Genomic DNA, 21,228 nt, shown 5'->3' with positions numbered 1-21,228 from the left:
ACGAGCCCGCACAGCCCACGGATGAGCCCGAGCCCCGGTCCGAGCACGAGAGGCCCCAGCATGCCCGCAGCAGCGGCGCGCGTCATCGCCGTCGACACCTACGACATCCGCTTCCCCACCTCGCGGTCGTTGGACGGTTCGGATGCGATGAACCCCGACCCCGACTACTCCGCCGCCTACCTGGTGCTGCGCACCGACGCCGGCGACGGTCTCGAGGGCCACGGCTTCAGCTTCACCATCGGCCGCGGCAACGAGGTCCAGGTCGCCGCGATCGAGGCGCTGCGCCCGCATGTGCTCGGACGCTCCGTCAGCGAGCTGTGCGCCGACCCCGGGACGCTGTCCCGCGCCCTGATCGGCGACAGCCAGCTGCGCTGGCTCGGCCCGGAGAAGGGGGTGATGCACATGGCCATCGGCGCCGTCGTCAACGCCGTCTGGGACCTCGCCGCCAAGGCGGCCGGCAAGCCGCTGTGGCAGTTCCTCGCCGACGCCGACCCCGCCTGGCTGGTCAGCCAGGTGGACTTCCGCTACATCGCCGACGCGCTCACCCCCGACGAGGCGTTGGAACTGCTGACCCGCGGCCGGGCCGGAAGGGCCGCCCGCGAGGCGGTGCTGCGCGCCGAGGGCTACCCCGCCTACACCACCTCGCCGGGCTGGCTCGGCTACTCCGACGAGAAGCTGACCCGGCTGGCCCAGCAGGCGCTGGCGGACGGCTTCACCCAGATCAAGCTGAAGGTCGGCGCCGACCTGGCCGACGACATCCGCCGCTGCCGCACCGCCAGGGCGGCCGTCGGCCCGGACATCAGGATGGCCGTCGACGCCAACCAGCGCTGGAACGTCGACGAGGCGATCCGGTGGACCCGGGCCCTGGGCGAGTTCGACCCGTACTGGATCGAGGAGCCCACCAGCCCGGACGACGTCCTCGGGCACGCCGCGATCCGGGCCGCGGTCGCCCCGGTGAAGGTGGCCACCGGCGAGCACGTGCAGAACCGGGTGGTGTTCAAGCAGCTGCTCCAGGCCGGGGCGATCGACGTGCTGCAGCTGGACGCGGCCCGGGTCGGCGGGGTCAACGAGAACCTGGCGATCCTGCTGCTCGCGGCCAGGTTCGGCGTCCCGGTCTGCCCGCACGCCGGCGGGGTCGGGCTGTGCGAGCTGGTCCAGCACCTGTCCATGTTCGACTTCGTCGCGCTGACCGGCACCACTGAGGACCGGGTCATCGAGTACGTGGACCATCTGCACGAGCACTTCCTGGACCCGGTCGAGATCCGGCGCGGCCACTACCGGGCCCCCACCGGGCCCGGCTTCTCCGCCCAGATGCGCCCGGAGTCGATCCTCCAGTACAGCTATCCGGACGGTGCCTTCTGGGCCGCCGACCTCCGCGACCAACCTCAGGAGATCCCCGCATGAGCGAACTCACCGGACTGCGAGCCCTGGTCACCGGCGGGTCCTCCGGCATCGGCCTGGCGACGGCGCTGTTGCTCGCCGACCGCGGGGCGGCGGTCGCCGTCCTGGACCGGGGGATCGACGACCTGCCCAAGGAGCTCCAGGGCTTCCGCGCCGACGTCACCGACGACGCCGAGGTACGGGCCGCCGTGGCGGCCGCGGCCGAGGCGCTGGGCGGGCTCGACCTGCTGGTCAACAACGCCGGCATCGGCGCGGCCGGCACCGTCGAGTCCAACCCCGACCAGGTGTGGCACCGGGTGCTGGACGTCAATGTGCTCGGCATGGTGCGCACCAGCCGCGCCGCCCTGCCCTACCTGCGCGCCTCGGCGCACGCCGCGGTGGTCAACACCTGCAGCATCGCCGCCACCGCCGGGCTGCCCCAGCGCGCCCTCTACAGCGCCAGCAAGGGCGCGGTGCTCTCGCTCACCCTGGCCATGGCGGCCGACCACGTCCGCGAGGGCATCCGGGTGAACTGCGTCAACCCCGGGACGGCGGACACCCCCTGGGTCGGCCGGCTGCTGGACGCCGCCGAGGACCCGGCCGCCGAGCGGGCCGCACTGATGGCCCGTCAGCCGCAGGGCCGGCTGGTCACCGCGGAGGAGGTGGCCGCCGCGATCGCCTACCTGCTGAGCCCGGCCGCCGGATCGGTCACCGGTACCGCGCTGGCGGTCGACGGTGGTATGCAGGGCCTGCGGCTCCGGCCGCCCGCCGAGAGCTGAGCGAGAACCACGAGAAGGCACAGGAGAGTACCGACGATGCGCACGCACCCGCTGGGCCGCAGCAAGACCGAGGTGACCGAACTGTCCTTCGGCGCGGCCGCGATCGCCGGGCTGTTCACCGAGGTCGGCGAGCAGGACGCGGCGGAGGCCGTGGCGGCGGCCTGGGACGGCGGCATCCGCTCCTTCGACACCGCACCGCACTACGGCCTCGGCCTGTCCGAGCGCAGGCTCGGCGCGGCCCTGCGGGACCGTCCGCGCGCCGAGTACACCGTGTCCACCAAGGTCGGCCGGCTGCTGGTGCCGACCCCCGGCGCCACCGGCCTGGACGACCAGGGCTTCGCCGTCCCGGCCACGCACCGCCGGGTCTGGGACTTCAGTGCCGACGGCGTCCGCCGCAGCCTGGAGCAGAGCCTGGTCCGGCTGGGCCTCGACCGGGTGGACACCGTCCTGCTGCACGACCCGGACGACCACGCCGAGCAGGCCCTCACCGAGGCCTACCCGGCCCTGGAGCAGCTGCGCGCCGAGGGGGTGGTCGGCGCCATCGGCATCGGCATGAACCAGACCGCGCTGCCCACCAGGTTCGTCCGCGAGACCGACCTGGACGTGGTGCTGCTGGCCGGGCGGCTCTCGCTGCTGGACGGCAGCGGCCTGGACGAACTGCTGCCGGAGGCGGCCCGGCGCGGGGTCTCCGTGGTCGTCGGAGGAGTCTTCAACTCCGGTCTGCTGGCCGACCCCAGCCCCGGCGCCACCTACGACTACGCCGCGGCACCGGACGAACTGCTGGGCCGGGCGCTGCGGCTGCAGCAGGTGTGCGAGCGGTACGGCGTCCCGCTGCGCGCCGCCGCCGCCCGCTACCCGCTGCGCCACCCGGCCGTGGCCGGGGTGCTGCTGGGGCTGCGCGACGCCGCCCAGGTCGAGGACGCACTGGCGCAGTACCGGCGGGAGATCCCGGAGCAGCTCTGGGCGGACCTCGCCGCCACGGAGGGGGTGCGCTGATGCGGGTGGCCCTGTTCATCACCTGTTTCAACGACACCCTCTACCCGGAGACCGGCAAGGCGGTGGTGCGGCTGCTGGAGCGGCTGGGCCACACCGTGGAGTTCCCGCTCGACCAGACCTGCTGCGGGCAGATGCACTTCAACACCGGCTACCGCCCCGAGGCGACCCCGCTGGCCCGCCGCTTCGCCGAGGTGTTCGCCGGCTACGACGCCGTGGTCAGCCCCTCGGCCTCCTGCACCGGCATGGTGCGGGACAGCCACGAACTGCTGACCGGCAGCCGGCCGCCGCAGGTGTACGAGCTCTCGGAGTTCCTGGTGGACGTGCTGGGGGTGACCGACGTGGGCGCGTACTTCCCGCACCGGGTGACCTACCACCCGACCTGCCACTCGCTGCGGATGCTGCGGGTGGGGGACCGGCCGCTGCGGCTGCTGCGCGCGGTCAAGGGCATCGACCTGGTGGAGCTGCCCGCTGCCGACTCCTGCTGCGGCTTCGGCGGCACCTTCGCCCTGAAGAACGCCGGGACCTCGGCGGCGATGCTCGCCGACAAGGCCGACTGCGTGCTGCGCACCGGCGCCGAAGTCCTCTCCGCCGCCGACAACTCCTGTCTGATGCACATCGGCGGCGGGCTCTCCCGGATCCGCTCGGGCGTGCGCACCCTGCACCTGGCCGAGATCCTCGTTGCGACCGAAGGGGACGCCCGATGACGACCGGCACCGGGGACGGCCTGGTCTGGCTGGACACCCCGGCCTTCCCCGAGGCGGCCAGGACCGCCCTCGCCGACACCCAGCTGCGCGGCAACCTGCGCCGGGCCACCGGCACCATCCGGGACAAGCGGCTGGCGGTGACCGGCGAGCTGGCCGACTGGGAGCAGCTGCGCGCGGCCGGGGCCGCGCTGAAGCGCCGGACGCTCCGTCATCTCGACCGCTACCTGGTCGAGTTGGAGGAGTCGGTGACCCGGGCCGGCGGCACGGTGCACTGGGCCGCCGACGCCGACCAGGCCAACCGGATCGTCACCGAGCTGGTGCGGGCCGCCGGCGCGGACGAGGTGGTCAAGGTCAAGTCGATGGCCACCCAGGAGATCGGCCTCAACGAGGCGCTGGCCGAGGCCGGGATCGCCGCCTACGAGACCGATCTGGCCGAGCTGATCGTGCAGTTGGGCGGGGACCGGCCCTCGCACATCCTGGTGCCGGCGATCCACCGCAACCGCGGCGAGATCCAGGGGATCTTCCGGCGGGAGATGGCGGCCTGGGGCCGCCCGGCCCCGGAGGGCCTCACCGACGAGCCGCGGGCACTGGCGGAGGCGGCCAGGCTGCACCTGCGGGAGAAGTTCCTGCGGGCCCGGGTGGCGGTCTCCGGTGCCAACTTCGCCATCGCCGGGACCGGGACGGTCGGGGTGGTCGAGTCCGAGGGCAACGGCCGGATGTGCCTGACCCTGCCGCAGACCCTGATCACCGTGATGGGGATCGAGAAGGTGCTGCCCGCCTGGTCGGACCTGGAGGTGTTCCTGCAGCTGCTGCCGCGCAGCTCCACCGGCGAGCGGATGAACCCCTACACCTCCACTTGGACCGGGCGCACCCCCGGCGACGGCCCGCAGGACTTCCACCTGGTGCTGCTGGACAACGGCCGCACCGCGACCCTGGCCGACACCGTCGGCCGCCAGGCGCTGGCCTGCATCCGCTGCTCGGCCTGCCTGAACGTCTGCCCGGTCTACGAGCGCACCGGCGGCCACGCCTACGGCTCGGTCTACCCCGGGCCGATCGGCGCGGTGCTCACCCCGCAGCTGGCCGGGGTCGACAAGGCGCCCTCGCTGCCGTTCGCCTCCACCCTGTGCGGTGCCTGCTACGACGCCTGCCCGGTGAAGATCAACATCCCCGAGGTACTGGCCCATCTGCGGGCCGAGGTGGTCGAGTCCAAGCGCCGCAGCCACCGTGCGCCGACCCCCGAGGCACTGGTGATGCGGGCCGCAGCGGCCGCACTGGCCACCCCGCTCCGGCTGTCCGCCGCCCAGCGCAGCGCCCGGCTGGGCAGCCATCTGCTGGCCCGGAAGGGACGCATCGGCCGACTGCCGGGCCCGCTGCGCGCCTGGTCCGACAGCCGGGACAGCCCGCAGCCGCCGGCCGAGACCTTCCATGCGTGGTGGCGGCGCACCCATCCGGGCGAGACCCGGTCAGGAGAGAGCAGATGAACGCCCGCGACACCGTCCTCGGCCGCATCCGTGCCGCCCTCGCGGACGTGCCCGCCGACGAGGCCCCGCAGGACGTCCCGGTGGCCCGCGACTACCTGGCCGACCACGCCGGCGACGACCCGACCGGCCTGTTCGCGGACCGGGTGGCCGACTACCGCGCCGAGGTGGTCCGCACCGCACCCGCGGACGCGAAGCAGGCCGTCGCCGAGGCGCTGCGGCGCAGGGGCGTGCGCAGCCTGGTGGTGCCGCCCGGCTTCCCGGAGGAGTTCCTCCCGGACGACGGCCCCTGGCAGCGCCTCGGCGACGACCCGCAGCTGACCGTGGCCGAACTCGACGCGGCGGACGGGGTGTTGACCACCGCGGCGGTCGGCATCGCGGTGACCGGCACCATCGTGCTGGACACCGGCCCCGGCCAGGGCCGCCGGGCACTCACCCTGCTGCCCGACTACCACCTGTGCGTGGTCCGCGAGGAGCAGATCGTCGGCGACGTGCCCGAGGCGCTGGCCGCGCTGGACCCGGCCCGTCCGCTGACCTTCGTCTCCGGGCCCTCGGCCACCAGTGACATCGAACTCGACCGGGTGGAGGGCGTGCACGGTCCGCGCACCCTGGTCGTCGTCCTCGTCGGAGCGGAGCCGGTCGTATGAGCACGGTGGACCCGAGCGGCGTCGTGGACGCCCACCACCACGTCTGGGACCTCTCGGTGCGTGACCAGGACTGGATCACCGGCCCCGAACTCGCCCCGCTGCGGCGGGACTTCACTCTGGACGAGCTGGAGCCCCGGGCCCGGGCGGCCGGGGTCGGCGCCAGCGTGCTGGTGCAGACGGTCACGGTGGCCGAGGAGACCCCGGAGTTCCTGGCCCTGGCGGCCGGCAGCGATCTGGTCGCGGGTGTCGTCGGCTGGACCGACCTGACCGCCGACGGGGTCGCCGACACCCTGGCCGCGCTGCGGGAGGGCCCTGGCGGCGCGTACCTGGTCGGCATCCGGCACCAGGTCCAGGGCGAGCCCGACCCGGACTGGCTGGTCCGCCCCGACGTGCTGCGCGGCCTGGCCGCCGTCGCCGACGCCGGTCTGGCCTACGACCTGCTGGTGCTGCCGGAGCAGCTGCCGGCGGCGGCCAGGGCCGCCGAACTGCTGCCCGGTCTCACCTTCGTCCTGGACCACCTGGGCAAACCGCCGATCGCGGCGGGGGAGCAGGAGCCGTGGGCGACCCGGCTGCGCGAGCTGGCGCTCCGCCCCAACACCTTCGCCAAGCTCTCCGGCCTGGTCACCGAGGCCGACTGGCACCGCTGGAGCACCGCCGACCTGCGTCCCTACGTCGGGACCGCGCTGGACGCCTTCGGTCCGGACCGGCTGATGGCCGGCTCGGACTGGCCGGTGTGCACGCTGGCGGCCGACTACGGGCGGGTCATGGACACCGCCCGCGACCTGGTCTCGGCGCTCGGCCAGGACGAGCAGCGGGCGGTCCTGGGCGGCACCGCCGTCCGCGCCTACCGGCTGCCGACAGCATGAGGGCCCCGCCGTCCCCACCCCGGGGTGGGGGCGGCGGGGCCCTGCAGCATCAACGAGCCTGCTGGTCGAGCGGGTCGACTACAGCGGGCGGATGTTCTCCGCCTGCGGGCCCTTGGGGCCCTGCGTGACGTCGAACTCGACCTTCTGGCCCTCGAGGAGCTCGCGGAAGCCCTGGGCGTTGATGTTCGAGTAGTGGGCGAAGACGTCGGCGCCGCCGCCGTCCTGCTCGATGAAGCCGAAGCCCTTTTCGGCGTTGAACCACTTCACGGTTCCACTGGCCATGATCTGTCTCCTTCAGGGGCAGAGTTCGGGCGCCGCACTGTGCGGTGTCCGAGTCGCCGCGATGATCGCCCCGCTCCGGCTGCGACAAGACACAGAAGGCCGGAAAAACAAAAGTGCGCCCGCGGTCACTGTCAACCCGCCAGGCGCACACAACGTTCATGGGAACACCAAAACTGCAACGCCTTCAAAGCTAGCACACGCCGCGCCGACCCAGCCGTTCTTTCCGTCCGGGTCAGGCTGTGCAAGGCTGGCGGGTACGGACGCCACCCCCGTCCCCCCAGAATCCCTCCCCCCGACTGCGAGGCACGATGCGCGTCACCATCGCCGGTTGCTCCTTCTATCTGCAGGCGAGCGAGGTCGTCGCGCTGATGAAGGACATCAAGGCCGAGCCGGTCACCGGCGAGTCGGTCCGGATCGGACGGCGGAACTACCCGGTCAAGCAGGTCGGTGCGGTGATCACCAAGCAGGACCGCCGTGACTTCAGCGCCGCCGACGTCACCCGGGCGATGGAGAAGCTCGGCTTCACCTGCAGCCCGGCGCCCGCGCCGGAACCCGCGCCGGTCGTCCAGCCCGAGACCGGTACCGAGCAGCTCTGGCAGTAGCCGCCGGCCGGGCTAGCCGAGCGCAGGCAGGTCCGGCAGCGCGTCCAGATAGACCCACACGCCCCCCTCGCGGATGAACCTGCTGTTCTCGTGCAGCACGCCCTCCTCCCCGTGCTCGGAGAAGTGGGCCCGGAACTCGACCGTGCCCGCGAGGTGGAAGGGGCCGCCCTCGCTGCTGCCCAGCACCTCCAGCCGGGTCCAGCGCTGACCCGGGTCCAGCGCCAGCCGCGCGGGCCGGGTGCTGGAGTGCCAGCTGCGCAGCAGGTACGCGGTGTCGCCGACGGCGAAGGCGCTGTAGCGGGAGCGCATCAGCAGTTCGGCGGTGGCGGGAGCGGGCACGGGGGCCCGGCCCGGTTCGGGCGCGACGGCGGTGTGGAACGGCCGGCAGCACTCCTGGTACGGCTTGCCGAAGCCGCAGGGGCACTCGGCGTCCCCGCCGAGCGGCAGAATCGTTGCTGCCGGGGCGGCCGCCCTGCGCGCGCCGGTCTTCGTCGCGCCGGTCTTCGCCGTGCTGCTGCTGCGCGCCTTGCTGTTGCGGGCCTTGCTGCGTCGGGACATCCCTCGATTGTGCCCGCTCCGCGGCGCCCGTCGGGCCCGGGGCGGCAGCCGGTCACCCTCAGGTGTGGCCCTCGACGCCCTTCTGCGGGCTTTTCGAGGGTGCCGGCGCCTGCTCCGGCTGGTCCTTGAAGGAGATCAGCACCTGCTGTTCGGGCCGGCGTTCCTCCTGCCGCACCAGGGCGTCCAGCACCTCCCGGTCGGCCCGGGTCAGCGGCGGCTGGGTCAGCGAGCGCGGCCACAGCCGGCGGGCCCGCACCACATTGACCTCCGCCGCGTACATGGTGATCCGGGCCGCGAGGTAGAGCCAGGAGATCAGCCCGAGGACGGTGCCGAAGAAGCCGTAGACCTGGGTGGAGTGCCGTAGTTGATGGGCCACCAGGATCCCGCCGAAGGTCTGCAGCGCGGTCCAGAAGGGGCCGGCGATCAGGCAGCCCGGCAGCAGCTGGCGCAGCGTCACCTCCTCGGGGGTGAGGATGCGGAAGCAGGCCAGGTAGAGGCCGATGTTGACGGCCACCGAGCCGATCAGGCCGCCGACCCAGGCCAGTGCGCCGTGCGCGAGGAAGCCGACCAGGCCCGCCGTGGCGGTGCTGAGGGCCAGGCCGAGGCCGAGGGCCAGCAGCATCAGCAGCCCCCGGCCCATCCGGTCGAAGAAGCCGGGCCGCTCGGTGCCGGGGATGTTCCACACCTGAGCCATGGCGAACTGCAGGATCTGGGTCATCCCCAGCGAGCCGTAGAGCAGGCCCAGCGTGCCGATGGCGACGGCGGCCCCGGTGCCCTGCAGCGAGTGCACGTTGTCCTGCAACTGGTTGCCGATGATGGGGAAGTCGGCCAGCGCGGAGTGCAGCACCGCCCGCTGCGCCCCGGGGTTCCCGTGCAGCACGAAGCCCAGGCCGGTGGTCAGCAGCAGGAGCAGCGGGAACACCGCGGCGAAGGCGTAGTAGGTGATCAGCGCGGACAGCTGGCCGCCGCGGTCGTCACCGAACTTCTTCACCACGCCGACCACGAACCCCGGTGTCCGCCGGGCCTGTTGGGCCCGGTCCACCGAGTGCAGACCCCGTTCGAAGATGTTCACGCCGTCGCTCCGACTGTCGTGCCGTGCGGTTGGTGCCTCACCCTCCGCCTGCCCTGATCCGCCCGGACGATACCGGCAGGCCGCGGGGCACCGGGCTAACGGAACCGGGTGAGCTTGCGCTTCCCGGCCGCGCGCCGGGCGGCCGGGAGCCGCCGGTCGGCCTCGGCCACGGCGGCCCGCTGGCCCGCGTACAGCACGCCGTAGCCGAAGCCGGGCTCGCCGGCCCGGTGCGCGGCGGCGGCCAGTTCCGGCAGCGCGGCGCAGGCCAGCAGCGCGTCCTGACGCTCGCCCAGCAGCTCCTGGAGGTCCTTCATCCGCAGGGCCAGCCGCCCGGCGGACTTCCCCACCACCGGGCGGGCGCCCTCGGCCGCGTAGCGGGCCCGCTTGGCGGCCTTGCGCGCCTCGTGCAGGGCCTGGTCGTGCTGCGGACCGGCCGGGGTGGCCGACGCCTCGGCCAGGCGCAGGGCGACCCGGCGCTGCTCGCGGCGCGCGGTGCGGCGGAACTCCGCGACCGCGCCGCGGTGGGCCCGGCCGCGCAGCGGCGGCCGGGCGGCCAGCGCCTCCAGGCCGTCCAGCAGGACGAAGTAGCGCGGGCTGTCCAGGGTGGTGACCGCGCGCTTCCAGGAGCGCCGGTACTCGGCCGAGGCCCAGCCGTCGATCCGCTCGCGCACCGGCCCTGGGCACTCCGCCGCCGGCAGCCGCCCGATCTCCGCGCCGAGCCTGGCCCCCAGCACCTCCCGGTCCCTGGCCTCGCCGAGGACCGCGCCGAGCCAGCGCAGCTCCTCGGCCAGCGCCTGGCAGGGCTCGTCGGCCAGCAGCCGCCGGTGGGTGCGCAGGGTGCTGCGGATCCGGCGCACCGCGACCCGCATCCGGTGCACCGCGTCGGCCTCGTCCGCGCGGACGGCCGGGTCCAGGGCGATCAGCTGCTCCGTCTGCCCGCGCAGCAGCGCGGTGACGGCGGCGCCGATGCTCCGGGCCTCGCGCGGAGCCGGGACGACCGCCCCGGCACTCTCCAGGCCGAGCGCGCGGGCCAGTTTGGAGCCGCTGAGCGAGCGTCGCAGCCCGGCCCTGACGAGCCGCTGCTCCACCGCGTCCAGCAGTGCGGTGCCGCCCTTGACCAGCTCGGCCTCGACCTCGGTCCAGGCGGTGGGCGCGGCGGGGCCAGTGCTGCGGTGGCCGTTGGCGCTGCCGTTGCGCTGGGCCGGTATCACCGGCCTCACGGGCTGCGCCGCCGGCGCCGCCTCGGCGGGGAGCTCTGAGAGCCCTGGGAGTCCTGAGAGCCGCTCCGGGGCGAGCAGCTGCGCCGAGACGGCGTCCTGGGCCACCTCGGCCAGCGAGCGGTGCTCGCTGTCCAGCAGCAGCCGGCGGAGCCGGTGGGTGCGCAGCCGCACGATCGGGACCAGCTTCTCACCGCGCGCGTACGCCCGGGTGCGCTGGGTGAGCGCGCGGGGCACCCGTCCCGGCGCGCCGGCGCTCAGCGGCAGCTGCACCTCGCGGCGCCGGTCCGGGCCGACCGGCAGCTTCAGGTGCCAGCCGGCGTCGTGCCCGCCGGTGCGGCGGCGCAGGGTGATGCCGTGTTCGAGCAGCCGGAGGTCGACGGTGTCGTAGTAGACCGCGTCGAGGTCCTCCACCCCCGGATCGGACACCTCGGCGACGCCGGGGAGCCCGTCCAGAGCGGGAAAAGCCGCGTCCGCCAGGCCGTCGAACTTGCGTTCCTTCTCCAGGTGACTGCTCTTCATGCCCCTTCCCTGCCCAACACCGGCGGTGCCATACCGCGCCCGGCGAGGTTTCAGCCGACTCCCGCTGGCGGAAAAGACCTGCATGAACAGACTCGCGGAACGCGTCGAGGTGCGGCGGGGCCTCCGTTACGGCCCCAGCGGGCAGATGCTCGACGTCTACCGGGCGGCCGCCCCGCCCGGTGAGCTGGTGCCGACCGTGCTGCTGTGGCACGGCCGCCCCGCCGACAACCGGGCGGTGATGGCCACCCTGGCCCGGGAGGTGGCCGGCCACGGCCTGGTCGTCCTGGTGCCCGACTGGCGCACCGACGCACCGGACGGCGGCTGGGGGCAGTTGCGCGAGTCCCTGGCCTACGCCCGTACCCGTGCGGTCCGGCACGGCGGCGACGCCCGGCGGATGGTGCTGGCCGGCTGGTCCCTCGGCGGCCGTGCCGCGCTGGCCACCGCGCTGCGGCCGTCCGCCGCCAGCTCCGACGGCTGGCGTCCGAGCGCCGTGGTCGGCCTGGGCAGCAACTACCGCTCCGAGGACGAGCTGATGTACCCCACCGTGATGGAGGACCTGGCCCTCTCCCGGGCCACCCCGGTCCCGGTCCGGCTGCACCACGGCACCGCCGACGCGGTCGTCGACGTCGCCCGCTCCCGCGAGTTCGCCGCCGCACTGCGCTCCCGGGGGTGGCCGGTCACCCTCACCGAGTCGGACTCGGACCACTCCGGGGTGGTGATGGCCGAGTACGACAAGGCCCTCGGCCGCTGCCGCGGCGCCACCGCGGACCACGCGCTGCGGGCCGGCGAGGTGACGGCCCGGCTGATCGCGGAGGCGGCCGGGGTGCGGGTGGCCTGACCGGGCGCACACCACCTACTCTGGCCCGATGGACGCGGTACGGGTGTGGCTGGGGTGGGCCGACGGCGGTACGGGCGGGGCGGCCGGGGGTGCCGCCGTGCTGGACCCGGTGGAACGGGCCAGGGCGGCGGCCTTCGTCCGCGCGGAGCTTCGGGAGCGGTACACCGCCGCTCATGTGATGCTGCGTCAGGTGCTCGGCGGCTGCCTGGACCAGGACCCGGCCGAGGTGCGCTTCGCCCGGCAGGACTGCCCCTGCTGCGGCGGCCCGCACGGCCGTCCGGTGCTGGCGGGGGAGCAGCCGCCGCTGGAGTTCTCGCTGTCCCACGCCGGCGCCCTGGTCGCGGTCGCCGTGGCCGGGGCCGGAGTGCCGATCGGCGTGGACGTCGAGGCGCTGCCCAGGCCCGGCACGGTCGCCGAGGTCGGTTCCAAGCTGCACCCGGCCGAGCGCGCGGAGATCGACGCCGCAGACGACCCGGTGGCGGCCTTCGCCCGGATCTGGACCCGTAAGGAGGCCTACCTCAAGGGCCTCGGCACCGGCCTCGGCCGCGCCCTGGACCTCGACTACGTCGGCACCGGGCAGCCGGGCCCGGAGGGCTGGGCGCTGGCCGACCTGGCCGCACCGGACGGCCACGCCGTCGCGGTCGCGGTGCGGCAGTCGGAGCCGGTTGTGGCAGGGTTGGCCTGGTTCGGCCAGAAGCACCGGAACGACCAGGACTGAGGACCAGCGCCGCCATGACCGACCCCCGACCGTACGTCCTGCTCAGCGCCGCCATGTCGGTGGACGGCCGGATCGACGACTCCTCGCCGGAACGGCTGCTGCTGTCCTCGCCGGAGGACTTCGACCGGGTGGACGAGCTGCGCGCGCAGAGCGACGCCGTCCTCATCGGCGCCGGGACGCTGCGCAGCGACGACCCCCGGCTGCTGGTCAACGCTCCGGCGCGGCAGGCCCGGCGCAAGGCCGAGGGCCGGCCCGAGCAGCCGCTGCGGGTGGTGCTGACCGGCAGCGGCGACCTCGACCCGGCCCGGCGCTTCTGGCACCACGGCGACGCCAGGGTCGCCTACGCCCCGGACGCCGCCACCGGGGCGCTCGCGGCCCGGCTGGGGGCGCTGGCCGAGGTGGTGGGCACCGGCGCCCGACTGGACCCGGGCGCGGTGCTGGACGACCTGGGCGCCCGCGGCGTGCGCCGGCTGATGGTCGAGGGCGGGGGAGCGGTGCACACCCTGTTCCTGACGGCGGGTCTGGTCGACGAGATCCAGTTGGCCGTCGCCCCCTTCTTCGTCGGCGACGCCGACGCCCCCGCGTTCGTCCGCCCCGGGTTGTTCCCGCAGGACGCCGCGCACCGGATGACCCTGGCCGGAACCAGCGCCCTCGGCGACACCGCACTGCTCCGCTACCTGGTCGCCCGTCCGCCGCTGACCCCGGCCGACCGCAGGCTGCTGGCCGAGGCCGTCGCCGAGTCCCGGCTCTGCCCGCCCTCGGACACCGCCTACTCGGTCGGCGCCCTGGTCGTCGCCGAGGACGGCACCGAACTGGCCCGCGGCCACTCCCGCGAGGGCGGCGACCCCAAGGTGCACGCGGAGGAGGCGGCCCTGGCCAAGATCCCCGCCGACGACCCGCGGCTGCCCGGCGCCACCCTCTACACCACCCTGGAGCCGTGCAGCGTCCGGGCCTCCCGTCCCACCCCGTGCGCCCAGCTGGTGCTCGCCTCCGGCATCCGCCGGGTGGTGCTGGCCTGGCGCGAGCCGGCCCTGTTCGTCGCCGACTGCCAGGGCGTGGAACTGCTGGAGCAGGCCGGGGTCACCGTGCTGGAGTGCCCCGAACTCGCCGCCGAGGCCCGCGCGGTCAACGCCCACCTGGGCTGAGCGGCTCAGTCCGTCCGCTCGTCGAGGTCCGCCCCGTCGGCGGCGGGGTCCTGCTGCTGCTCCGGCCACACGCCGACATGGTCCGGCTCCAGCGAGACGCCGACCCGGTGCTCCATGCCCAGGGCCTCCAGGAACTGCCGGGGCAGCTGGATCCGGCCGGCCCGGTCCAGCATCGCGTACTCGCGCTCCTCCAGGGACTCCTCGCCGTGCTCGTCGGTGGCCAGCCGGCGCAGCACCTCGGAGCTGGCCCGGCCGTCGCGGACGGCGACGGTGCGGCGGACCTCGCCGGCCACCATCAGGTCGTGGGTGACGATCACCACGGTCGCCCCCAACTCCCGGTTGACGGTGCGGAAGGCCTCGAAGATCTGGGCGCCGGTCTCCGAGTCCAGCTCCCCGGTGGGCTCGTCGGCGAGCACCACCGAGGGCTCGTTGGCCAGGGCGACGGCGATGGCCACCCGCTGCTGCTCGCCGCCGGACATCTGCTGCGGACGCCGGTCGCCGCAGTGCCCCACGCCGAGCAGGTCCAGCAGCTCACCGGCCCGCTCGCCGCGCCGCCGCTTCAGCGCCCGGCCCCGGCCGCCGCTCAACTGCATGGGCAGCGCCACGTTCTGGCGGCCCGTCAGGAAGGGCATCAGATTGCGGGCGGTCTGCTGCCAGACGAAGCCGACCACCTCGCGGCGGTAGGCCAGCCGCTCCTTGGCGCCCATCGCCATCAGGTCGCGGCCGGCGACGGTGGCCTTCCCCGCGGTGGGCACGTCCAGCCCGGCCAGGATCTGCAGCAGCGTGGACTTGCCGCTGCCGGAGGCGCCGACCAGGGCCATCAGATCGCCCTTGGCGACGGTCAGGTCCAGCCCCTGCAGGGCCTGGACCTCGACCCCGTCGGAGGAGAAGATCCGGACCAGCCGGTCGCAGGCGATCACCGCGTCGTGCCCGTAGGCGGGCTGCTGCCGGGCGGCGGCGACCCGGCCGCGCAGCTCATCCAGGCTGGGTACGGTCTCCGGCCCGCCGTCCCCGGGACGGCCGCCGGTCTGCCCTTGCGCGGTGGTGCTCACCGTTGGTCCCCCACTCTCAACTCGACGCCGATCTGGCGCCTGCCGATCACAGCTGCCTCCACCACGACCACGCCGACCGCCAGCGCCAGCAGGGCGAGACCGGGGCCCAGCACCGGCAGCGCGGTGGCCTGTAGGCCGGCGTCGACGTCCGCTCCGACCAGGGCCGCGAGGTCCACCGAGGGGCCCAGCAGCGGCACCGCGGCCAGCCCCAGCCCGGTGCCCGCCAGCACCGCCGCGACCACCTGCGGCAGCGCTTCCACCAGGATCAGCCGATATCCCTGACGGGGCGTCATGCCCATGGTCCGCAACCGTACCAGCAGCGCTGCGCGCCCCGGGGCGGCCTGGAGCAGGGACAACAGCACCGCCAGTACCGCGAGCAGGGCGCCGGCGGCGATGGTGGCCAGGTAGAGCGTGGCCGCCCCGTCGGACTGCCGGTCGCCGTGCAGCGCGGCGAGCGCCTCGCTGTGCAGGTCGACGGTGGTCACCGTGGAACCGGAGCTGCGCGCCACGGCGGCCCGCAGCGCGGGGCCGTCCACCGGTCCGGTGACGTAGAGCGTCAGCACGTCGTCGGCGTGGGCCGAGACCTGCGTCCGGGCGGCCAGTGCCTGGGCGGAGGCGACCACGAACGGCGCCTTGCCCATCAGCACGGAGTCCAGGACCCCGGCGACCACGATCTGGAAGGACCCGGAGTCGTCCTGCACCGTCATCGGCGCCCGGCCCATGGTCCCCGCCACGTCGGCGGAGACCAGCACCGGGATCGGCCCGCTGCCGCTCCAGTGCAGCAGCCCGGCCGGGAAGGAGCCGCCCACCCGGTCGGAGACGGCCCGGTAGCCGTCCGGGTCGACCCCGTAGAAGTCGACCTCCGCGCCCACGGTGGGGAACGCCACCCGGGTCTGCGCCACCGGCAGCACGCTGCGCACGCCGGGTGCGCTGCGGACCGCGGCGACCACGGCGGCCGGGATCGGCGAGCCGGTGGCGGTCACCCGGGCGTCCGCGCCCACCTGGGCCAGCGCCGCCCGGTCCCGGGCGTCACTGACACCGCTGAGCACCTCGGTGCCGAAGACGGCCACGGTCAGCGCCAGCAGCAGGGCCAGCAGCGGCAGCACCGAGGCGGTCGAGGAGGCCCGCCCGGCCCTGGCCAGGCCGAGGAAGCCGACGGCGCCGCCGCGCCGCTGCGAGGGGCGGGCGGCCAGCCGCAGCGGCCACGGGTAGATCCGCATCAGCAGGAACGCCCCGGCCAGCCCCATCAGCGGCGGTGCACAGGTCAGCAGCAGGTCGACGCCGCCGCCCGACGCCAGCCCCTGGCGCCGCACCGCGACCACGGCGACCACCGCCACCAGCACCACGGCCAGTTCGGCGACGGTGCGCCGGCGGCTGGGCCTGGTCGTGGTCACGTCCTCGGGACGGCCGGCGGCCCGGAGCCTGCGGTGCCGCAGCAGTCCGCGCAGCGGGATCGCGGCGGTGGCCACCGCCCAGACCGCGAGGCCGGCGGTGAGCGCGGGCAGGGTCCGGCCGGTGGGCAGGAGCAGCAGCGCCAGGCCGATGCCGACGGCGGCGCCGGGGACGGTGCAGCACAGCGCCTCGCCCAGCAGCCGTCGGCCCAGCGCCGGCATGCTGCCGCCGCGTGCCCGCAGCAGCCGCAGTTCGGCGTCCCGCCGGTCCGCCGCGAGCCCGGCCGCCATCAGCAGCACCGCGCCGGCGACCCCGGCGGCGCCGGCGATGCCGACGGTGAGCACCGGGGTGATCGCGTTCGCCTCGGTGGTGAACTGGCTGAGGGCGTCGGGCAGGCCGGAGGTGAACTGCTCGCCCTGCGGGAACCCGTCACCGGGCACCCGGGCCGCCGCCTGTCCGCCTCCGGTCAGCAGGTCCGACAGCTTGCTCTGCAGCCCCGGGATGTCGTGCGCGTGCAGGGCGCCCTGCTGCGGCAGGAACCACCAGTACGCCTCCAGCCCGCCGATGGCCGGGAAGTACGGGACGGTGCCGGCCGCCACCAGCGCCTCGGCGTGCCAGGTGCTGCCGGGGTTGGGGTCGCCCTTCGGCGGCAGCGTGATGGTGGAGGAGGGGGCGACCAGCCGCGGCTCCGCGCTCCAGTAGTCCTGGTCCTGGTACCGGAGCTGCTGGGTGACCGGCTGGTAGACGCCGACCACGTGCAGCAGCACCGGGGCGCCCTGCTGCGGCGCCAGGTGCAGCACCTGGCCGAGCCGGATGTGGACGGTGGTCGCGGTCGCGGCGCTGATCGCGATCTCCAGCTCGCCCGGGGCGGCGGAGCCGGCGTCGGGCGCCTGCGGCATCCGGCCCTGGAGCAGCTTCAGCCGGGAGGCGTCGCCGTCCTGCCAGTCCAGGGTCATCAGCGGCGGGATGCCCTCGGGCCGGGCCAGCCCGGGGTCCATCAGGAAGTCCCTGATCCCGGTGGTGTGGACGCCGGTGCTGCCGCCGGTGGTCTCGGCCGGCACCTCGGTGAGGATGTCCGCGAGCTTGGAGCGGACCGTCGCCAGGTTCGACGGCGACACCGCGGACGCACCGCCGAGTTGGGGCAGGGTGCCGTCGTTGCTGAAGCCGGCCACCGCCTCCAGCGCCGATCCCGACACCCCGGCCTTGGCCAGCTCGCTGCGCAGCGCGCCGTCCTGGTAGCGGTCGTACCAGCGCGGGAAGCCGGCCGCGATGAAGGTGGTGGCCAGCACCAGCACGGTCAGGGCCAGCGCCGCCCCCGCGGCCGACCGCAGCCTGGTACGGGTCCACGGCGCCACGGCCGGCGGCCGGTTCCCCCGGCGACGCAGGCCCAGCAGGCCCAGCGGGCCTCCCCGGCGCGGTTCCTGACGCTCGCTCACCTGATCCCCGCTCATGATTCCTCCGGCTGCCGCAGCTGCCGCGCCGGGTCGCCGCCGCGCAGCCCCGCCGCCACCGCCGTCAGCAGCGGCACCGCGGCGACCGCCACCAGCAGCAGCACCAGCCGTTCGCCGGGTATCCGCACCAGTACCTGGGGCACCGGCCGGTGCGCCAGCGGGGTGATCACCAGCAGCGGTGTCACCAGCCGGGTCAGCGCGAGGCCCAGGCCGGCGCCCACCCCGACGCCGACCAGGACCGGCAGCGCCAGCTCCGCGGCGGTGCCGCGGACCAGCTGCCACCGTCGGGCGCCCAGCGCCTGAAGCACCGCCACCTCGCCCGTCCGCCGCCGTACCGCGCCGGTGGCGTCGGCGCTGAAGCCCACCGCGGCCAGGGCGACCGCCAGCGCGACCGCGGCCAGCAGCGCGGCCTGCGGTCCGGTGCCCAGCGGGTCGGTCAGGGCGGCCCCGGAGACCTGGTCCCGGACGTACACCGCCTCCACCCCCTGCAGATTGCGCAGCGCCGTGCCGACCCGGTCGGCGGCGCCGGGGGCGACGGACAGCCACCACTCGGCCGCCGGCAGCGGGGTGGCCTGGTCGGCCAGCGCCCGGCGGTTGTAGGAGGCCAGGTCCACCAGCAGGGCCCCGCCGTACTCGCTGGGGTCGGTGCTGCCGTACCCCGAACCCTGGACCAGTGCCGAGCCGTTGATCCCCTGCTCGGCCGCGCTCCCGGTGCCGGGCAGCGCCTTGACCGAGCCGGTGATGACCACCTGCACCGTGCCGGACCCCGAGGGGAGGGCCAGCTGCGAGCCGATCCGGGTGCCGGTGGCGGCCAGGAACCGCTGGTCGGCGACGGCCGGCAGGGCCCCGGTCGCGGTGCCGGCGGTGCCCGGGCCCAGGGTCAGCGTCCCGGAGGGGGTGTCGCTGCCCGGGTCGGCGTGGAAGGTGCCGCTGTCGATGCGCGCGGTCAGCAGCGCACCGCCGCCGGAGGCCAGGCCCAGCACCTTTCCGTCGACGTAGCTGGTGGGACCGCCGGACAGGCTGTAGACCATGTTGTTCTCACCGGCGTCGAAGGACGCCTTCCAGGCGGCGCCCGGCGGCAGGGTCGCCGCGGCGCCGCCCTGCCCGTGCACCGCGTGCACGGTGAAGGTCTGGGTGACCGCCCGGCCCAGGGAGACCGGGGTGGTGACGGTCATTCCGCTCAGCCACAGCGGGTAGGCGGGGGCGCCGCCGCCGGTGGCGGCGCCCAGGTCGAAGGCGACCGGGTGGGTCGCCCCGTCGGCGGCGACCGCGGCGGCGGCGAGGGTGTAGGGGAGGCCGTAGCGGTCGGTGACCTGGATCGCCACCTGGTCGGTGGCGGCGCTCATCTGCGGTTCGGCCGACGCCGTGGCGGACAGCCCGGCGCTGATGTCCAGCACGATGCTGTCCGGGCGGCCCGGGACCTGGATGCCCTCGGCGGCCGCGGACAGCGGCGGGTCCGCCAGCGAGGACAGCAGCTGCCGGGCGCTGCGGTCGGCCAGGTCGGCGCGCAGCGGGTACCGGTCCGCCTCCTGCCGGGTGTCCAGGGCGATCAGCTCGGCGCTGCGGCCGGCGGTCGCCGACACCGAGCTGCGGCCGACCGGGACCGCGCCGGTCACCCCGGGCAGCGCGGCGTACTGCCCGCCCTGCCCGAACGGCGGTGTGCTGTTGGCGGCCACCCGGATCTGGCCGCCGGTGTCGAACGCGGCCTGGTCGGTCTGCGACTGCTGCCAGGTGGCGATCTGGCCCAGCGAGAGGGTGCCGATGGCGGCGGCCAGCGACAGCACCAGCACCGGTCCGGCGCCCTGCTGCGGCCGCCGGGCCAGCTGCCAGCCCACCATGGCGGCCGGCAGCGAGCGTCCGCGCGGGATCAGCCGTTCGGCGGCCTTGGCCGCCATCGGTATCAGACGCAGCGTCAGCACCGTTCCGGCGCACAGCGCCAGGGTCGGCGCGGCGACCAGCACCGGGTCGATGCCCAGCTTGCCGCCGCTGTCCGCGGTGAGCACCCCGCTGCCGTCGCTCTGGGCGGCGTAGTGGTTCAACTGCCAGTAGGCGCCCACCGCCAGGCAGACCAGGGCCAGGTCGGAGCCGCCGCGCAGCAGTCCGGGCAGCGCCGCCCGGCGGGCCCGCCCGCGCCGGTGCTCGGACCAGCTCCTGGCCCGCACCAGGGTCGGTCCGAGCACCACCAGCGCGCTGGCGAAGGCCGCGGCCAGGGCGACCCACCAGGCGCTGTCCGGCAACGGACCGTCCAGCCGCACGCCGGAGCGGGCCAGCGGGCCGTAGCCGCCGAGCAGCCGGATCAGCGGGGCGGCCAGCAGCGGCGCGAACGCGGCCGCGGGCAGCACCAGCAGCACCGCCTCGGCGGCGGCCAGCAGGGTCAGCCGGCGCGGGGCGGCGCCACGGGCCCGCAGCAGCGCGTTCTCCGACTCCCGCTCCTCGGCCAGCAGCCTGGCCGCCAGCAGCAGCGTCATCATCGCCAGCAGGCACAGCTGCAGGACCGCCACCAGCAGCGTGGCCCGGGCCACCAGCAGCGAGTTCTGCAGCTGGTCCAGCAGCGAGGGCAGCACGCAGGTGGCGGAGAAGGGCCCGGAGCCGCTGCCGACGGACTGGTTGCCGATGCCGTTCACCACCGTGCGCAGGCTCTGCGCCAGCGCGGGCAGGCGGCCGCTGTCCAGGCCGCCGAAGTCGGCGACGACCTGCCAGGACTCCTGGTACTGCGGGACGGTGCCGTTGCCGAAGTCGGCGTCGTCGACCAGCAGCGGGCCGTAGGAGCTGGTGCTGCTCCCGGAACTGCGCGAGGCGCCCTTGCCGGCCAGCGGGTCGAGCTGCCAGTAGCGGTCGGCGCTGCTGCGCGGGGCGTAGACGCCGGTGATCCGCAGCCGCACCTGCCTGCCGCTGAGCCGGTCCTTGACGGTGACCACGGGGGTGCGGCCGCCGGTGGCCCCGAAGCGCTGGGCCGCGGCCTGCGGCACCGCGACCGGGACCGGCGCGCCCGGCACCGCCGTCCCCGGCCAGGCGCCGCTGACCAGGCGCAGTCGGGAGCGGTCCGGCGAGCCCAGCGAGGCGGTGTCGGGGTCGGCCCCCTTCGCCGCGCCGGGCAGGGCGTAGGGGTCGGACAGCGCCAGCGTCGTCGTGCTGGTCGGCAGTCCGGGGAAGGCCTCGGCGGCGAGCTGCCGGACCGCGGCGTCGTTCTTGGCCCGGTCCGCCTGGCCCGCGGTGCGGGTCAGCAGCAGCGGGGTGCCGGCGGCGTCGGTGGTGGCCAGGGTGCGCCGCACGCCGGCGTCGCCGACCGAGGAGGTGAAGCCGGCCAGTGCGGCCAGCACCGTGGTGGTGAGCAGCACGGTGAGCAGCGCCGCGGCGATCAGCAGGCGGTGTGCCCGCACCCGCAGCAGGACGAAGCCACCCACCTGAGCCCCCGTGTCTCGATCCGATCACCCCCGGTTCGCGGGCGATCCTGTCACGCAGGCCAGTGGTGGCGGAAGGGCCGCGGGTAAATCTTGACCGACCCGGTAGTGGACGGGAGTTGGCTCAG

The 21,228-nt window shown here is 75.2% G+C and carries 18 protein-coding genes; 11 read left to right on the top strand and 7 right to left on the bottom strand.

What is annotated here, in order from left to right; genetic code table 11:
- Nucleotides 1–21 precede the first annotated feature (21 nt).
- From ABUW04_RS34690 to ABUW04_RS34660, 7 genes are read left to right on the top strand one after another with little or no spacing between them, the layout of a single operon-like run.
- Nucleotides 22–1,404, top strand: coding sequence for an L-fuconate dehydratase (locus ABUW04_RS34690; protein WP_380568398.1), 1,383 nt, complete (start codon nucleotides 22–24; stop codon nucleotides 1,402–1,404).
- Complete coding sequence (locus ABUW04_RS34685) at nucleotides 1,401–2,159, top strand: SDR family NAD(P)-dependent oxidoreductase (RefSeq protein ID WP_380568397.1); 759 nt, start codon at nucleotides 1,401–1,403, stop codon at nucleotides 2,157–2,159. The genes ABUW04_RS34690 and ABUW04_RS34685 overlap by 4 nt, the downstream gene beginning before the upstream one ends.
- 36 nt (nucleotides 2,160–2,195) lie before the next feature.
- Nucleotides 2,196–3,155 (top strand): aldo/keto reductase, encoded by a 960-nt coding sequence (locus tag ABUW04_RS34680; protein WP_380568396.1) that lies wholly within the window; start codon nucleotides 2,196–2,198, stop codon nucleotides 3,153–3,155.
- Nucleotides 3,155–3,859, top strand: coding sequence for a (Fe-S)-binding protein (locus tag ABUW04_RS34675; RefSeq protein WP_380568395.1), 705 nt, complete (start codon nucleotides 3,155–3,157; stop codon nucleotides 3,857–3,859). Before ABUW04_RS34680 ends, ABUW04_RS34675 begins: the two co-directional genes overlap by 1 nt.
- Nucleotides 3,856–5,340: a lactate utilization protein B gene (locus tag ABUW04_RS34670; protein WP_380568393.1), complete on the top strand. Its 1,485-nt coding sequence runs from the start codon at nucleotides 3,856–3,858 to the stop codon at nucleotides 5,338–5,340. Before ABUW04_RS34675 ends, ABUW04_RS34670 begins: the two co-directional genes overlap by 4 nt.
- Nucleotides 5,337–5,984 (top strand): LutC/YkgG family protein, encoded by a 648-nt coding sequence (locus tag ABUW04_RS34665; RefSeq protein ID WP_380568392.1) that lies wholly within the window; start codon nucleotides 5,337–5,339, stop codon nucleotides 5,982–5,984. The genes ABUW04_RS34670 and ABUW04_RS34665 overlap by 4 nt, the downstream gene beginning before the upstream one ends.
- Entirely contained in the window at nucleotides 5,981–6,850 is an 870-nt protein-coding gene (locus ABUW04_RS34660) for an amidohydrolase family protein (protein WP_380568391.1), read from the top strand. The genes ABUW04_RS34665 and ABUW04_RS34660 overlap by 4 nt, the downstream gene beginning before the upstream one ends.
- A gap of 78 nt (nucleotides 6,851–6,928) precedes the next feature.
- Here ABUW04_RS34660 and ABUW04_RS34655 read toward each other — a convergent pair whose 3' ends face one another.
- A complete protein-coding gene (locus ABUW04_RS34655; protein WP_030250513.1) occupies nucleotides 6,929–7,132 on the bottom strand; it encodes a cold-shock protein in 204 nt (67 codons plus the stop codon).
- A gap of 308 nt (nucleotides 7,133–7,440) precedes the next feature.
- Between ABUW04_RS34655 and ABUW04_RS34650 the strand changes: the two genes are divergently transcribed.
- On the top strand, nucleotides 7,441–7,734 hold the full coding sequence (locus ABUW04_RS34650) for an SCO5918 family protein (protein WP_380568390.1): 294 nt from the start codon (nucleotides 7,441–7,443) through the stop codon (nucleotides 7,732–7,734).
- 12 nt (nucleotides 7,735–7,746) lie between these two features.
- Here the strand turns inward: ABUW04_RS34650 and ABUW04_RS34645 are convergent, their stop codons facing one another.
- The 3 genes from ABUW04_RS34645 to ABUW04_RS34635 all read right to left on the bottom strand — a co-directional run bounded on the left by ABUW04_RS34645 (nucleotide 7,747) and on the right by ABUW04_RS34635 (nucleotide 11,103).
- A complete protein-coding gene (locus tag ABUW04_RS34645) occupies nucleotides 7,747–8,292 on the bottom strand; it encodes a YchJ family protein (RefSeq protein ID WP_380568389.1) in 546 nt (181 codons plus the stop codon).
- 58 nt (nucleotides 8,293–8,350) lie between these two features.
- Nucleotides 8,351–9,364: a YihY/virulence factor BrkB family protein gene (locus ABUW04_RS34640; protein WP_380568388.1), complete on the bottom strand. Its 1,014-nt coding sequence runs from the start codon at nucleotides 9,362–9,364 to the stop codon at nucleotides 8,351–8,353.
- A gap of 95 nt (nucleotides 9,365–9,459) precedes the next feature.
- Nucleotides 9,460–11,103: a CYTH and CHAD domain-containing protein gene (locus ABUW04_RS34635; protein ID WP_380568387.1), complete on the bottom strand. Its 1,644-nt coding sequence runs from the start codon at nucleotides 11,101–11,103 to the stop codon at nucleotides 9,460–9,462.
- Nucleotides 11,104–11,185: 82 nt separating this feature from the next.
- Between ABUW04_RS34635 and ABUW04_RS34630 the strand changes: the two genes are divergently transcribed.
- Genes ABUW04_RS34630 through ABUW04_RS34620 form a run of 3 tightly spaced genes read left to right on the top strand, consistent with a single transcriptional unit; the run spans nucleotide 11,186 to nucleotide 13,804 of the window.
- Nucleotides 11,186–11,941 carry an alpha/beta hydrolase family protein gene (locus ABUW04_RS34630; RefSeq protein WP_030250521.1) on the top strand — a complete coding sequence of 252 codons (756 nt, stop codon included), beginning with the start codon at nucleotides 11,186–11,188 and terminating at the stop codon, nucleotides 11,939–11,941.
- A 28-nt stretch (nucleotides 11,942–11,969) separates the two neighbouring features.
- Complete coding sequence (locus ABUW04_RS34625; protein ID WP_380568386.1) at nucleotides 11,970–12,659, top strand: 4'-phosphopantetheinyl transferase family protein; 690 nt, start codon at nucleotides 11,970–11,972, stop codon at nucleotides 12,657–12,659.
- A gap of 14 nt (nucleotides 12,660–12,673) precedes the next feature.
- Nucleotides 12,674–13,804, top strand: a complete 1,131-nt coding sequence (locus ABUW04_RS34620) for a dihydrofolate reductase family protein (RefSeq protein ID WP_030250525.1) — start codon at nucleotides 12,674–12,676, stop codon at nucleotides 13,802–13,804.
- Nucleotides 13,805–13,809: 5 nt separating this feature from the next.
- On the opposite strand, the gene ABUW04_RS34615 is transcribed toward ABUW04_RS34620, so the two are convergent.
- From ABUW04_RS34615 to ABUW04_RS34605, 3 genes are read right to left on the bottom strand one after another with little or no spacing between them, the layout of a single operon-like run.
- Nucleotides 13,810–14,856, bottom strand: coding sequence for an ABC transporter ATP-binding protein (locus tag ABUW04_RS34615; protein WP_380568385.1), 1,047 nt, complete (start codon nucleotides 14,854–14,856; stop codon nucleotides 13,810–13,812).
- Nucleotides 14,853–17,699, bottom strand: a complete 2,847-nt coding sequence (locus ABUW04_RS34610; protein WP_380568384.1) for an ABC transporter permease — start codon at nucleotides 17,697–17,699, stop codon at nucleotides 14,853–14,855. Before ABUW04_RS34610 ends, ABUW04_RS34615 begins: the two co-directional genes overlap by 4 nt.
- Nucleotides 17,696–21,103: an FtsX-like permease family protein gene (locus ABUW04_RS34605; RefSeq protein WP_380568383.1), complete on the bottom strand. Its 3,408-nt coding sequence runs from the start codon at nucleotides 21,101–21,103 to the stop codon at nucleotides 17,696–17,698. Before ABUW04_RS34605 ends, ABUW04_RS34610 begins: the two co-directional genes overlap by 4 nt.
- Nucleotides 21,104–21,228: the final 125 nt, after the last annotated feature.

This window comes from Streptacidiphilus jeojiensis (genome assembly GCF_042510965.1).
GTDB classification, from domain to species: Bacteria; Actinomycetota; Actinomycetes; order Streptomycetales; family Streptomycetaceae; genus Streptacidiphilus; species Streptacidiphilus jeojiensis.
This window is presented reverse-complemented; position numbering and strand designations above follow the sequence as displayed.